The sequence below is a fragment of the Nocardia elegans NBRC 108235 genome (assembly GCF_001612845.1).
Lineage (GTDB): Bacteria > Actinomycetota > Actinomycetes > Mycobacteriales > Mycobacteriaceae > Nocardia > Nocardia nova.
This window is the reverse complement of the sequence record NZ_BDBF01000045.1, coordinates 16,188-29,357: the sequence shown is the minus strand read 5'-3', so window position 1 is coordinate 29,357 and position 13,170 is coordinate 16,188. Positions and strand designations below refer to the sequence as shown.

General features: G+C 68.4%; 14 protein-coding genes. 8 read left to right on the top strand and 6 right to left on the bottom strand.

The window, feature by feature from the left end; genetic code table 11:
- Positions 1-194 precede the first annotated feature (194 nt).
- Entirely contained in the window at positions 195-857 is a 663-nt protein-coding gene (locus NE2_RS27125; protein ID WP_063030654.1) for a YcnI family copper-binding membrane protein, read from the top strand.
- Between the two features lie 108 nt (positions 858-965).
- Complete coding sequence (lhgD, locus tag NE2_RS27120; RefSeq protein ID WP_063030727.1) at positions 966-2,168, top strand: L-2-hydroxyglutarate dehydrogenase; 1,203 nt, start codon at positions 966-968, stop codon at positions 2,166-2,168.
- A gap of 10 nt (positions 2,169-2,178) precedes the next feature.
- Here the strand turns inward: lhgD and NE2_RS27115 are convergent, their stop codons facing one another.
- Positions 2,179-2,442 carry a hypothetical protein gene (locus tag NE2_RS27115; RefSeq protein ID WP_063030652.1) on the bottom strand — a complete coding sequence of 88 codons (264 nt, stop codon included), beginning with the start codon at positions 2,440-2,442 and terminating at the stop codon, positions 2,179-2,181.
- Between the two features lie 12 nt (positions 2,443-2,454).
- On the bottom strand, positions 2,455-4,176 hold the full coding sequence (locus tag NE2_RS27110; protein WP_228816356.1) for a sodium:solute symporter family protein: 1,722 nt from the start codon (positions 4,174-4,176) through the stop codon (positions 2,455-2,457).
- A gap of 200 nt (positions 4,177-4,376) precedes the next feature.
- Here NE2_RS27110 and NE2_RS27105 point away from each other — a divergent pair, with 200 nt between their 5' ends.
- Genes NE2_RS27105 through NE2_RS27095 form a run of 3 tightly spaced genes read left to right on the top strand, consistent with a single transcriptional unit; the run spans position 4,377 to position 7,062 of the window.
- Positions 4,377-4,925, top strand: coding sequence for a pyruvoyl-dependent arginine decarboxylase (locus NE2_RS27105; RefSeq protein ID WP_106958420.1), 549 nt, complete (start codon positions 4,377-4,379; stop codon positions 4,923-4,925).
- Positions 4,922-5,521 (top strand): hypothetical protein, encoded by a 600-nt coding sequence (locus NE2_RS27100; protein ID WP_063030648.1) that lies wholly within the window; start codon positions 4,922-4,924, stop codon positions 5,519-5,521. The genes NE2_RS27105 and NE2_RS27100 overlap by 4 nt, the downstream gene beginning before the upstream one ends.
- Entirely contained in the window at positions 5,521-7,062 is a 1,542-nt protein-coding gene (locus NE2_RS27095; RefSeq protein ID WP_084494361.1) for a GGDEF domain-containing protein, read from the top strand. The genes NE2_RS27100 and NE2_RS27095 overlap by 1 nt, the downstream gene beginning before the upstream one ends.
- Before the next feature lie 7 nt (positions 7,063-7,069).
- Here the strand turns inward: NE2_RS27095 and NE2_RS27090 are convergent, their stop codons facing one another.
- The 3 genes from NE2_RS27090 to NE2_RS27080 all read right to left on the bottom strand — a co-directional run bounded on the left by NE2_RS27090 (position 7,070) and on the right by NE2_RS27080 (position 9,197).
- Positions 7,070-7,933 (bottom strand): TIGR03619 family F420-dependent LLM class oxidoreductase, encoded by an 864-nt coding sequence (locus NE2_RS27090; protein WP_063030646.1) that lies wholly within the window; start codon positions 7,931-7,933, stop codon positions 7,070-7,072.
- 15 nt (positions 7,934-7,948) lie between these two features.
- A complete protein-coding gene (locus NE2_RS27085; protein ID WP_030515457.1) occupies positions 7,949-8,326 on the bottom strand; it encodes a MerR family transcriptional regulator in 378 nt (125 codons plus the stop codon).
- A gap of 103 nt (positions 8,327-8,429) precedes the next feature.
- On the bottom strand, positions 8,430-9,197 hold the full coding sequence (locus NE2_RS27080; RefSeq protein ID WP_063030721.1) for a DUF6319 family protein: 768 nt from the start codon (positions 9,195-9,197) through the stop codon (positions 8,430-8,432).
- Between the two features lie 416 nt (positions 9,198-9,613).
- Between NE2_RS27080 and NE2_RS27070 the strand changes: the two genes are divergently transcribed.
- From NE2_RS27070 to NE2_RS27060, 3 genes are all read left to right on the top strand, one after another.
- Positions 9,614-10,399 (top strand): maleylpyruvate isomerase N-terminal domain-containing protein, encoded by a 786-nt coding sequence (locus NE2_RS27070; protein ID WP_063030642.1) that lies wholly within the window; start codon positions 9,614-9,616, stop codon positions 10,397-10,399.
- A gap of 118 nt (positions 10,400-10,517) precedes the next feature.
- Positions 10,518-11,321 carry an SAM-dependent methyltransferase gene (locus tag NE2_RS27065; RefSeq protein WP_084494359.1) on the top strand — a complete coding sequence of 268 codons (804 nt, stop codon included), beginning with the start codon at positions 10,518-10,520 and terminating at the stop codon, positions 11,319-11,321.
- Between the two features lie 31 nt (positions 11,322-11,352).
- The gene (locus NE2_RS27060) at positions 11,353-12,648 is read left to right on the top strand and encodes a sensor domain-containing diguanylate cyclase (RefSeq protein ID WP_063030640.1); all 1,296 of its coding nucleotides are present in this window, start codon (positions 11,353-11,355) and stop codon (positions 12,646-12,648) included.
- On the opposite strand, the gene NE2_RS27055 is transcribed toward NE2_RS27060, so the two are convergent.
- Positions 12,642-13,082 carry a MerR family transcriptional regulator gene (locus NE2_RS27055; protein ID WP_063030638.1) on the bottom strand — a complete coding sequence of 147 codons (441 nt, stop codon included), beginning with the start codon at positions 13,080-13,082 and terminating at the stop codon, positions 12,642-12,644. The genes NE2_RS27060 and NE2_RS27055 overlap by 7 nt on opposite strands.
- Positions 13,083-13,170 lie beyond the last annotated feature (88 nt).

Below are 13,170 nucleotides of genomic sequence, written 5' to 3'. Positions count from 1 at the left end.
AGCGAGACCACGCGGCACCCGAACCCCGATATCAGGTGATCTGCCGGGTATCGGGGCGCGGGGCCGCCGGCGGAAAAGCGAAGGCGCTCAGCGCAATCCGCCGCGATCGGCGCCGGCGCAGCCCTTCCGGGATATCGTGCACACGATCAGCACAGGTTGTCTCCGTTTTCCCTTCGCGAAGGAGTGACCGCGTTATGAACGATCCCTGGTTCCACCGCACCGCACGCGCCGGTGTCGCCGCCGCGGGGGCCACAATCCTCGCCGCCGCCCCGGCTCTCGCCCACGTCACCGTCTCCGGTCCGGACGCGGCGCGCGGCGGTTCGGCGGTGCTGACCTTCCGGGTACCCAACGAATCGGCCACCGGTAGCGCCACCACCCAATTGAGCGTGCAGCTTCCGGCCTTGACCGAAGCCGAAACCGAACCCGTGCCGGGCTGGAAGACCAAGGTCACCCGCAACGACAACCACAGGGTCGTCGCCGTCACCTGGATGGCGGATACCGGCAGCGGCATCGGGGCCGGGCAGTTCGAACAGTTCTCCATACTGGCCGACGGACTGCCGGATGCCGACACCGTCACCCTGCCCGCCACCCAGACCTACGCCGACGGCCGGGTCGTGGGATGGGACCAACCCTCCTCCGGGGACACCGAGCCCGAATTCCCCGCTCCGACACTGGCATTGGCGCCGGCACACGCGGGCGGGGCGCACAACCACGGCGACGTCCACGCCGCCGGCGCGGCCGAGGAACACGAAACCGACACCACGGCACGATGGCTGGGCAGTATCGGCATCGTGCTCGGCGCACTGGGTGTCCTCGCGGCGGCCACGATGTTCACGCGAACCCGTTCTCGGCGGTAGGCGACACCGCCGCGGCGCCCGATCGGCCCCGGAAACGCGATCGCCGGAGACCGCCCGTACATTGACCACGAGCGCAATGGCCGATCTCGGGTGAGAGTGGGAGTGAGCGTGCCGGAGCAGACCGTCGGCATCATCGGCGCCGGCATCATCGGAATGGCGATCGGCCGGGAACTCGTCCACCGCCGGCCCGGCACCCGGGTCGTCGTCGTGGACAAGGAGGACCGGGTCGCGGTCCATCAGACCGGGCACAACTCCGGAGTCGTCCATGCCGGAATCTATTACGAACCGGGCTCGCTGAAGGCCACCCTCTGTGCCCGCGGGCGGCAGCTGCTGCGCGACTACTGCGCCGAGAAGCAACTTCCCTACGACGAGGTCGGCAAGCTGGTCGTCGCCGTCACCCCGGACGACGTGGTGCGGATGGACGCGCTGGCCGAACGAGCGGGCAGCAACGCCGTGCCGGGACTGCGGCGCATCGATGCCGGCGAGATCCCGGAGATCGAACCGCATGCGACGGGTCTGGCCGCGCTGCATTCGCCGCACACCGCCATCACCGACTACCCCCGCGTCGCCGCCGCCTTCGCCGACGAGATCACCGCCGCCGGCGGCGAGATCCGGTTGTCGTTCCCGGTCACCGCCGTCACGCGCGCCTCGAACGGCATCCGCATCGGCTCGGACGCCGCGGCGATCGTGGTCGATCGGCTCATCGTGTGCGCGGGCCTGCACAGCGACACCGTGGCCGGACTGGCCGGAGACCGGCCGGGGCCCAGAATCGTTCCGTTCCGGGGCGAATACATGCTGGTCCGGCCGGAGAAGAAGGAGCTGGTGCGCGGACTGATCTATCCGGTGCCCGATCCGCGGTATCCCTTTCTCGGCGTGCACTTCACCCGCCGGGTGAACGGCGAGGTCGAGGTGGGGCCGAACGCGGTGCTCGCATTCGCCCGCGAGGGATATCGCCGGTCTGCGGTCTCCGCGCGGGACCTGCGCGACCTCGCGACCTGGCCCGGGACCTGGCGAATGGCGCGCCGGCACTGGCGCACCGGGGTGCGTGAAGTGCACGGCTCACTGTCGGCGCGAGCGTATATGCGCGCGGCGCAACGGTATGTCCCGGATATCGGCGTGCACGATGTGTTCCGGGCCGGGTCGGGTGTGCGGGCGCAGGCCGTCGACGCCGGCGGGGACCTCGTCGACGATTTCCGCATCCACCGCCTCGGCCCGATCACCGCGGTCCGCAACGCGCCCTCCCCCGCGGCCACCTCGAGTATGGCTATCGCTGAGCATGTGGCCGACGTGCTCGAGCGCGAGGACGAATAGCGTTGGGCCGCTAAGGTTTCGACGGCCCGCCGGGCGGCTCGGTGTCGGACTGCTCCGGTTCGGCTTCGGTAAGCTGACGGACCGGGCGTAGTACCACCCACAGCAGGAACGCCGCCGCCGCGACGAGCATCCCGATCCCGGCCCAGAGGTTGATGTTCCAACCGCCGGTGCGCACCCGATCGGCCGCGGTGTCGTGGACGAGTGCGGTGACGACGAGGATCAGGCCGTAGCACCCGAGCAGGGAGCCGACGATGGTGCGGATATCGAAAAGCATGGCGTCACTTCCTCATCCCACGAAGATGTTCAGCGCGATCACGATGACCAGCGCGATCCCGGCGAGCAGCACCGGTCGCTGGTACCACGGCAGCGTCGCGGCATCGGGATCGCTGAGCTGGGCCTTCGGCGTCTCCGAATACACCAGCCCGACCAGTTCGGCGTCGGGTTTGGGCGCGGTCCACATACTCACCGCGATACTGAGCACCATATCGACCACGAAGGCCACGCCGGCGGCGACGAAACTCGAGCCCTGCCCCGACAGATGGAACACCTCGGCCTTGTTCAGGATGAAAACGACCATCGCGCTGAGCGTTCCGAACACCAGACCCACCCAGCCGGCGGTCGGGGTCATCCGCTTCCAGAACATGCCGAGGATGAAGGTCGCGAACAGCGGCGCGTTGAAGAACGAGAACAGCGTCTGCAGATAGTCCATCATGTTCGAGAAGCTGCCCGCGATGAACGCGGTGCCGATCGCGATGGCCGTGGCGCCGACGGTGGCGAGGCGGCCGACGGTGAGGTAGTAACCGTCGGGCTTGTCCTTGATCACGTACTGCTGCCACAGGTCGTAGCTGAAGACGGTGTTGAACGCCGAGATGTTGGCCGCCATCCCGGCCATGAACGCCGCCAGCAGTCCCGCCAGGCCGACGCCCAGAAGTCCGTTCGGCAGTACCTCTTTCATCAGATAGAGCAGCGACTGGTTGTAGGTCGCGTCACCGTGGCCGGTGTTCTTCAACTCGGCGATCTGCGGGATCAGCAGCGCGGCGACCATACCGGGGATGACGACGATGAACGGGATGAACATCTTCGGATAGGCGCCGATGATCGGGGTGCGCCGCGCGGCCGAGATCGAATGCGTCGCCAGCGCGCGCTGCACCTCGACGAAATTCGTTGTCCAGTAACCGAAGGACAGCACGAAGCCGAGTCCGAGCACGATGCCCGTCACCGACAGGATGTTGTTCGAGAAACCACTGAGCTCGTGGCCCGGCCAGGAATGCCACTGTTCGGAGCCGTCGGGCCGGGCGGTCACCTTGTCCTTCAATCCGCTCACACCGCCGATGCGATGCAGGCCGACCAGGGTGAGCGGCAGCAGCGCCGCGACGATGACGAAGAACTGCAGCACCTCGTTGTAGATCGCCGCCGACAGACCGCCGAGGGTGATGTAGGACAACACGATCAGCGCCGCCACGATCACCGATACCCAGAGCGGCCAGCCCAGCAGCACGTTGACGATCGAACCCAGCAGATAGAGGTTCACTCCGGCGATCAGCACCTGGGCGACCGCGAAACTGAGCGCGTTCACCAGATGCGCACCGGTGCCGAAGCGGCGCCGCATGAACTCCGGGACGCTGCGCACCTTGGAGCCGTAGTAGAACGGCATCATCACCACGCCGAGGAACAGCATGGCCGGCACCGCGCCGATCCAGAAGTAGTGCATGGTCGGCATGCCGTATTCGGCGCCGTTGGCCGACATGCCCATGATCTCGACCGCACCGAGATTCGCGGAGATGAAGGCCAGGCCGGTGACCCACGCCGGCAGCGAACGGCCCGACAGGAAGAAATCGATACTCGAGGAGACCCGTGCGCGGGCCATCAGTCCGATTCCGAGTACGAAGACGAAATACACGGCGACCAAGGCGTAATCGACGGGCGCGGCATCGAGCCGGAGCTGATCCGACCCCAGCACCGCCGCCGCTGAATCGAACCGGTGCGGTGGCTGAGCTAGCGGCTGCATACGGATCTCCTGTCGGAAAGACCAGCGGTCGACCGGGTCACGATGTGCCCGGATCGTAGCGCGCCCCAGTGCATCTCCGGGGCCAGTCCGCCGCCCGCGCGGCGCGCGCCGGGTCGATCTGCCACTCTTCGAAGGAAGAATTTAGAGAAACATCGCCCTGCAAAATGCAACACTGGTGAGCCCGGGAAGGATCGAACACGATGCTCACAACTCATACTTCGCTCGACCCACTCGGCCACCGTGATCGCGATCGCGAGGGACCTGCGACGCTGACCATCGAGATCGGCACGGCGACGGGAAGGGGCGCTACCGAGGTGGCCGCCTTCGACGCGGCCCTGTGCGAACTCGGTGTGGGAGAGGCGAATCTGATCCGATTATCCTCGGTGATCCCGCCCCGGGCGCAGGTGCGGCGGACGGCGCGGGTGCGCCAGCGGATCGGCTGGGGCGATCGTCTCTACTGCGTCTACGCCCTCGGGCACGCGCGATCGCCCGGCGCCACCGCGGCCGCCGGGATCGGGTGGACCCTGTGTGCGGACGGTTCCGGCGCGGGCCTGTTCGTGGAACACGCCGCCGAAACGACCGGGCAGGTCGAGGATCTCATCAACGCCAGCCTCGCCGATATGACCGCCGCACGGCCGGGGCGCTTCGGCCCGATCCACACCGCCACCGTCGCGGCGCGCGCCGACGGGCGCGACACGTGTGCGCTGGTGCTGGCCGCCTACCGCGCCAGCGGCTGGGATCGTCCGTGAGCGATGCCCTCGGAACCGGGGCGTCGTGGCCGGGCGTCGAGATCACCATCGAGACGGCGATCGCGGACGCCGAGATCGACCTCTTCCACGACCTCTACGAACAGGCCTTCGGACCGCTGCGAGCGCGCGCGATCGCCCGGCAGGTGCTGCATCGCAACGAGTTCCGCGCGGAGATGACCGACACCCGGGTCGACAAGATCGTGGCCCGCACACCGGCCGGTGAACCGATCGGACTCACCACCCTGACGCGGCATCTGGACACCGTGCCGTGGATCAGTCCGGAGTATTTTGCGACACGGTTTCCGCAACACGCCGAGCGCGATGCGATTTACTATGCAGGTTTCACCCTTGTTACCCCAACTGCGCGACACGGGGTGGCTTTTCATGCCATGATCAGTACAGTTGTCCAGATCCTGGCGGCAGATGGTGGGGTCGTCGGCTGGGACATCTGCTCGTACAACAATTCTCAATTCTCGTTTGCCGACGCACTGCGCAGTGTGGTCGGTGAACAGGCGAACGTGGAAGTCGCGGTCGAGGATTCACAAACCTACTACGCGGCTCGGTTCCTGAACGACGACGCGGACCAGGGGGGCTGATGACATCCGGCACACAGCACCACCACACCACCCGCATCCGGCCGCTGCGCACCTGGCCGCCGGAAAAGCTCTGGCGCACAGCGCTATCGACGGCTGTCGTCTCGATCGTGGCGGTCCTGGCGTTCGCCGAGTCCCCGGCGCTGTCACTGACGGCGATGCTGGGTGTCGTCGTCGCGACGCTGACCATGATCGGGACGGGAGTGCGCCGGCATCGGCCGCCCGCGCCGGCGGCCTGGTATCTGCTCGCCCTCTCCGGCGTCTTGTTCGCCGCCGGAACACTGCTGCGCGATTTCACCGGCAGCGGCTTCCCGCCGTACGACGATCTGGCGACGCTGGCCGGCTACGGCGGCGTCGGAGTCGCCGCCTTCCTCTGGTTGTGGCCGCGGCGCTCGAGCTGTCAACGCGATCTGGTGCTGGATTCCGGTTTGATCGCGCTCGGCGCGCTGCTCGCCTCGTGGACCTTTCTCATCTCCCCGGTGCTGCACAACACCCGGCAGTGGGACGCCTCGGCGCTGATCATGCCGATCTATCCGGTGATCGACGCCTTGCTGCTGACGCTGGTCACCCACTCCGTGGTCACGTCGTCGCGCTCGGAGACCTCGTTGCGGCTGGTGCACGTCGGCCTGCTGGCGATCCTGGTGGCCGACCTCGGCTACAACCTGCAGTCCGCCGGCTCGGTACATCTCGACGGGCGCATGCTGTTGACGCCGCTGCTCGTCGCCTATGCGATGGTCGGGCTGGCGGCGCTACATCCGACCATGGTCACCCTCGGCGGCGCCCGCCGGGTGCATCCGCACCGGTCCCGGCAGCGTGCCAGCGTGATCGCGGTGACGCTGGTGGTCGCCTCGCTGGTGCCGACCGTCGGCGCGCGGGTCGGCACGGTGGACCGGGTGGTGGTTTCCACACTGCTCGCCACGCTGTTGGTGGGTGTGCTGGTGCGCAGCGAGCGCGCGATCGTGCGCAGTGCGCGCAGCGAACGCCGGGCCCAGTACCAGGCCGACCACGATATGCTCACCGGCCTGCTCAATCGGTCGGCGTTGCTGCGCGCCCCGGCGCGCAATCGCGAACTGTGGGCCGGGCGCCCGACCTGCCTGCTGTTCCTCGATCTGGACGGCTTCAAGACCATCAACGACAGCTACGGCCACGCGGTCGGCGACGAACTCATCGCCAATGCCGCCGCCCGCATCCGCCGCGTCATCCACCGCGACGATGTCGCGGCCCGCTACGGCGGCGACGAATTCGTGGTGCTGGCCGGCGCCAACCGCGCCGAGGCGGCCGTTCTGGCCGAGAAACTGCTGGCCGCCTTCGGCAAACCCTTCGAACTGTCGGTCACCGAGGTGACCATCGGCGCGAGCATCGGCATCGCCTGCAGCGGCCCGCGCAGCACCGATGCCACCATCTACGACCTACTGCGCGAAGCGGATTCGGCCATGTACCACGCCAAGGACTATTCGCTCGGCTGCGCCTTCCACGACGACCTGCGCCATCTCCCCCAGGCCGAGAGCCGGCGGCGAGTGCGCCGGCACGAACCGGCGGTGTGAGCAGGCGTCACACCGCGGGTGCGAGCGCGAAACGTTCGGCGAATTCCGACATCTGATCGTGTTGCTGTGCCGGTTCGGCTCCGGCGAATCCGACGACGAGGCGATGCACACCGGTTTCGGCGAGTTGTCCGGCACGGTCGGCGGAGATATCGGCCGAGCCCCATCGCGTGTACTCGAGAGCCCCGGGGTCGCGGCCCGCCTCGGCAGCGGCCTCGCGCGCCAGCGCGAACTGCCGGTCGCGTTCGGCCTCGGTCAGCATGCCGCCGGCGAAATAGCCGTTGCCGCGCCGCCCGGCACGACGCGCGGCCGCCGCGCTGGAACCGCCGACATGGATGGGAAGTTCGCTCACGCCATGGGGTTTGGGGTAACTGCACAGTTCGTCGAAGCTGAAGAACTCACCACGGTGACCGACCCCTTCCGGACCGCCCGCCCACAGCAGCCGCAGCACGTCGATCGCCTCGTCGGCGCGGCGGCCGCGGGTGCGGTAGTCGACCCCGAGCGCCCGCGCCTCCCCCGGCAGACTGCCCAGGCCGACGGTGAGCAGCCGCATCCGGCCACGGGACAACACGTCGATCGTCGCCAGCCGCTTGGCCAGCACGACCGGATGGCGATAGGGCAGCAACAGCACGCCGGTGCCGAGCAGAATCCGCCGGGTGGCGGCCGCGACGAAGCTCAGGCAGTCGAGCGGATCGAAATACGGCAGAGTGGGCGGCAATTCGCCCGCGCCGTAGTCCGCCCCCGGATACAGCGCGATGTGATCCTGGACGTAGAGCCCTTCGAATCCACAGTCCTCGGCATGCCGGGCGAAGGCGACGAGCCGATCGGGATCGGTGCCGTTGAATGCCGTGCTGTAGCTGACCGCGAAACGCATCCGGAAACCTCCGAGTTAGCAGGTGAACGCACACTTCGGCGGCGGTCCGGTGACAGCGTCGATCCGATCCGTCAGATGCCGGCGTGCGGCGCCGAGTCGAGCGATCGCGTCGTCGATCTCGGCCAGTTTGCGACGCAGTGACTCGACAGATTCCGGACATTCGTCACCCGACCCGTTGCCCGCGCGCAGACAGGTGACGAACGGCTGCGTGTCGGCCAGATCGAATCCCAGCTCCAGCAGATCGCGGATCTTGCGTACGACGTCCACCTCGTGCTCGTCGTAGACGCGGTAGCCGTTCGCCGACCGCCGGGACCGGACCAGACCCTGCTGCTCGTAGTACCGCAGCATCCGGGCGCTCGTTCCCACCCGCTCGGCCAGTTCTCCGATCAGCATGAATTCCCTCTCGCCACTGCAGCCGTCACGCTAAACGTTGTCATCGGTGTCAACGCAAGGCCGCGGCCGCGTATTCGCCAGGGAGCTGTGGCGTGCGGCCCGGTTAGCCGGACAGTTCGTCGAGCAGGCGCCGGGCCTGTTCGAGTTCGGCCTGGAGTTGTTCGACCTTGGCGCGCTGAGAGTCGCGAACGGCGTCCAGCACAGAGTCGACCACCTCGGCGACCTCCGGATGCAGCAACTTCGCGGCCTGCGCCACCGAGGCACCCGCCACCGCCAGGCCCTTGATCGTGCGCTTCTTACCGTGCACCACGTCCACGGCCCATTCCCCGTCGGCGGTGCCGGACAGGGTGACCGTCACCTCGGGGGCCTTGGATTTGCGGGCGGCCGCGGCCGACTTCTGGGGACGGGCGGCCGGCGTGGCGGCGGGTTTGGCCGCCGGCTTCTGATCCGAAGCAGATTGCGGCGCAGGGGTTTTCGACGCCACGGCGGGCACGGCTGCCGGTGTGGGCGGCGCGGATGGCGCGGTCGCGGACGACGACATGCTCACTGCGGTGTCCTTCCTCGTTGCCGGCGGCGTAGCGCCGGTGGTCTCGGATGTGGTGGTGCGCTTGTCCTTGCGGGCGGGCTTGGCCAAAGTCACCTCGGTCGGCGAGAACGACATGACATCCTTCGATCCGGTCGGCCGGACCTGCAGGAAATCGCCGTCGGCCGGATCACCGAGTGCGATCACCTTGCCCGAACGCCCCTCGGATACTCCCACTGCCGCCGGCGTGAACCACACCATGGGTGGCCGGCCGTCGGCGAGCTCGGCCGCTATCTGTCGAATCTCGGTGTCGGACAACGGTTGCGGTTTGGTTCGTGGGGACGACATGGTGTACTCCGGGCGGGCTCGTAGACATCTGCGTGCCAAGAGCATGCCCCATGGCACCGACAAGTCCACATCGTGCGCGATACCCGGGTTCCGGCAGACATATCGGCAACAGCTCAGCGAATCGGTCGATCCGCGCGCGACGAACTCGGCCGCGTGCACAACATTGCATATGGAATCGTCGATGTCCGCCGATTCAACCGCGTACGAGACCACTGCAATGTTTCGGCGAACCGTTCGGCCGGCCCCTTCGCCCGCGCACCGGCGCAGACGGACGTCCCGGCGCGTGCGGCGACGTTGCCGCAGCGTGCCGAGGCGCAGGTCCGGAGCCGAAATCGGCGCGCGCTCTGGCTCCCGGCGACCACGAACCGGTAGCGTGCGCTGTTCATGAGGAGTTCGGTGGTCGTCGAGGTCTGCCGATGAGTTCGCGATATCTGCCCGGCCTGAGTGACGAGCGCCGCGCGGTGCTCGAATTCTGCGGGGAGTTGACCGAGGAGCAGTGGGCCGCGCCCAGCGCGGCCGCCGGATGGTCGGTGGCCGAGGTCGTCATCCACATGACGACCGGAGTGCGCGCGCTGCTCACCCCGAGTGCGGCCGCCATCGTAGCCACTCGCGATCTGGAGCGCCTCAACGAACAGCTGGTGGACGAAAAACGTTCGCACACAACGCGTCACGTACTGCCGGAATTCGACACCTGGTCGCGGCGCGGCGTGCGGGCGCTGTCGCTGTTCACCGCGGCGGGGATACGGCGCATACAGCTCCCGATCGGTGAGCTGGGCTGGTACCGGCTGGACCTGATTCCGGCGATGCTGCTCTTCGACTGGCACACGCATCTGCGCCACGACATCGCGGCCGCGCTCGACCTTCCCCCGCCACCCACCGACGCGCTGCGCATGAACGCCATCCTGACCTGGCTCACCGTACTGCTGGAGCGTTCCCATCGCGAGGCGCTGAGCTGGCTCGACGCCCCGGTGGCGCTGACTTTCACCGGCCCCGGCGGCGGTACCTGGCGGATCGAGCCGCGGGGCGGGCGGCTGCGGGTGCGGCCCGGTCAGGCCGCCGGCGCCGCCGCCCATATCGCCGCGCTGGCGCTGGAGTTTCCGCAGTGGGGTACCCGGCGGCTGCCGTGGCGGGCGGGCGCGGTCGCGATCACCGGCGATGCCGAGCTCGGCGCCCGCGTACTCGACTCGATCAATCTGGTCTGAGCGGCCGACGCATATCCGCGGACCGGACCCACGTGGGCGTACAGTTGGGCTTCGGCAAGATCGGCCCCGGCCCCCGCGGTCCGGCGGGCCGATTCTCGATCGGCAAGAGGGGATTCGAGTGGACAGGCCAGCGTGGGCGCCCGAGGGCGTGGATATGCAGCGGCCCAGCCCGGCCCGGATGTACGACGCGCTGCTGGGCGGTTCCCACAATTTCGAAGTGGACCGGCACGCTGCGGCGGAGGGGCGCAAGCTGGTGCCGGATCTGCCGCGGCTGGCATTGAGCAACCGCGCTTTTCTGCGCCGGGCGGTCCGATTCATGATCGACTCCGGGATCCGGCAGTTCCTCGATGTCGGATCAGGCATTCCCACCGCTGGGAATGTGCACGAGGTCGCGCACGACATCGATCCCTCGATCCGGGTGCTCTACGCCGACATCGACCCCGTCGCGGTCACCCACGCGGCCACCATCCTGGAGGGCAACGACCACGCGGGCGCCATCGAGGCGGATCTGCGCAAGCCGGAGGAACTGCTCGCGCGCGCCCGTGAGACCGGCCTGATCGACTTCGATCGTCCCGTCGGTCTGCTGCTGGTCGCCGTGCTGCATCTACTGCAGGACGAGGAACGTCCGCGCGAGCAGGTCGCCGCGTTGCGGGCAGCCGTGGCGCCGGGCAGCTATATCGCGATCTCCCATCTGTCCTCGGCATACCGGCCGGAGGCGGCCGCGCGGATTCACGAGGAATCGACCAGCGGCGTCGGAATCCGTTTCCGCGACCGCGCGGCCATCGTCGACATGTTCACCGGTTGGGAACCGGTCGAGCCGGGCGTCGTCGAATTACCTCTGTGGCGCCCGGAATCCGAGCGTGACCTGCACGAGACGCCGGGACGCTCGCTCGGTCTGGGCGGCGTGGGGCACAAGGTGTGACGGGGTCCACGGGATAGGCAGGGGTTGCAGGGTGGGTTCGCAGGAGTTGGCGGCGCGGTGGGCCGACGCACTCGACGGAGTGGTCGCGCCGACGCTGACGCGAACCGAGATCGAGGCCCTGCTCACCGGCCTGTGCGAGGAACTGCTGGGCACGCTGCGCGGCACCGTCGGCCTCGAGGCGGCCCGGCTGGCCGCCTCGTCGCTGGTCGCCGCGAATTATCGCGACGATGCCGCGGTGAGCCGATCGGTGGCGGTGATCTGCCGCGATATGGTCGCCGAGATCTGCCCGGACACCGGTGACCCCGATTACGAGACCGTGCGCGACCGCGCCGTCACCGTAGCCGGGGAGTTCGCCGCCGGATTCACCGCGGCCCTGCGCGGTGCCGCTCTCGCCGAACAGGAGACCACGCTGAGCGCCGCACTGGCCGCGGTCCGTGAGGAACAGGCGCGGCGGCAGCTGTCGGAGGCCCGGTTCGGCGCCATCTTCGCCGGCGCCTCGGTGGGCATCGGCACCATCGACGCCGAGACCGGCAGGGTCCGCGACGTGAACGCCGCTTTCGCCGAGATGCTCGGTGTGCCGATCGACCTGATCCTCGGCCGGTCGGTGGCGGCGGTGCTGGGCGAGGGCAACGTCGGTGAGGCCTACACCCAGTTCCAGCAGTTGCTGCGCGGCGGTCTGGACCGCTTCCGGATGGAGACGTCGCTCACCCGGCCCGACGGTCACCATTCCGATATCGACCTGTCCATGTCGGTGGTGCGGGACGCGCGCGGCAGGGTGCGATTCCTGATCGGGGTGGCCGTCGACATCACCGAGCGCAAGGCGCTGGCCGACCGGCTCTGGCACGAAGCCCATCACGACGATCTGACCGGGCTCGCCAATCGGCTGCTGTTCTTCGACCGGCTGGCGCAGGCCGAGCCGCCGATCGGACTGTGCTATCTCGACCTGGACGGATTCAAGGAGATCAACGACGATTACGGGCACACCATCGGTGATCGCGTGTTGCGTACGGTCGCCGAGCGGCTGGGGGCGGCGGCCGAGCCCGATGGGCTGGCCGCACGGATCGGGGGCGACGAGTTCATCGTGCTGATCGAGCGGTGCGCGGGCGAGACGCAACTGGTCGACATGTCGTCCCGGCTGCTGGCGGCACTAGGCGAACCGGTGGTCGTGGCCGGTGGGTCGATCACGGTGGGCGCCTCGATCGGCACCGCGCTGGTCACCCGGCAGCCCGAGGCGGTCGACGATCTCATGCATGCCGTCGACACCGCGATGTACCGCAACAAGAGTGCGCGGCAACGGCCCGGCAGCCGGTCACGCCTGCATCAGTGAACCGGCAGCGGCGAGGGGGCTCGATCCGCGAATTCGTGCCGGTCGCGCTCGTGGCCGTATCGGGCGAGGAATCCGGAGCAGTCGGGACATTCGGCCAGGATGGGATGGCGGCAATCGAGGATGTGGGCGAGGAAGCGATCGGTGGCCTCGAACAGGTCGATGCGGCGGCGCAACTGTGCCCGCTCGGCGGCGATGAGAGCCAGCCGTTCGTCGCGCCCGGAGATGCCGAGTTCCCGGATCCGGCGCAGCGACAACCCGGTGCGCTGCAGGGTGCGGATCAGCCGCGCCCGGTCGAGAGTCTGTTCGTCGTAGGCGCGATGCCCGGAGGGACTGCGGGCCGGATGCAGCAGCCCGACCGATTCCCAATGGCGCAGCACATGCGCCTCGACTCCGACCGCCACGGCGGCGTCGCCGATCTTCAGTCCCTCGTCCATCGCCGGCCTCACCCCTTTACTTCATGTCGACCTTAAGTTTTATCGTGCCACAACACGTGGCGACGATCCCGTCGTTCGCGGCCCACCC

Bases quoted from the DNA above. Each gene is read 5' to 3' on its own strand.
- NE2_RS27110 (WP_228816356.1), bottom strand. From the start codon at position 4,176: ATGCAGCCGCTAGCTCAGCCACCGCACCGGTTCGATTCAGCGGCGGCG.
- NE2_RS27125 (WP_063030654.1), top strand. From the start codon at position 195: ATGAACGATCCCTGGTTCCACCGCACCGCACGCGCCGGTGTCGCCGCC.
- NE2_RS27105 (WP_106958420.1), top strand. From the start codon at position 4,377: ATGCTCACAACTCATACTTCGCTCGACCCACTCGGCCACCGTGATCGC.
- NE2_RS27070 (WP_063030642.1), top strand. From the start codon at position 9,614: ATGAGTTCGCGATATCTGCCCGGCCTGAGTGACGAGCGCCGCGCGGTG.
- NE2_RS27080 (WP_063030721.1), bottom strand. From the start codon at position 9,197: ATGTCGTCCCCACGAACCAAACCGCAACCGTTGTCCGACACCGAGATT.
- NE2_RS27115 (WP_063030652.1), bottom strand. From the start codon at position 2,442: ATGCTTTTCGATATCCGCACCATCGTCGGCTCCCTGCTCGGGTGCTAC.
- NE2_RS27090 (WP_063030646.1), bottom strand. From the start codon at position 7,933: ATGCGTTTCGCGGTCAGCTACAGCACGGCATTCAACGGCACCGATCCC.
- NE2_RS27095 (WP_084494361.1), top strand. From the start codon at position 5,521: ATGACATCCGGCACACAGCACCACCACACCACCCGCATCCGGCCGCTG.
- NE2_RS27055 (WP_063030638.1), bottom strand. From the start codon at position 13,082: ATGGACGAGGGACTGAAGATCGGCGACGCCGCCGTGGCGGTCGGAGTC.
- NE2_RS27085 (WP_030515457.1), bottom strand. From the start codon at position 8,326: ATGCTGATCGGAGAACTGGCCGAGCGGGTGGGAACGAGCGCCCGGATG.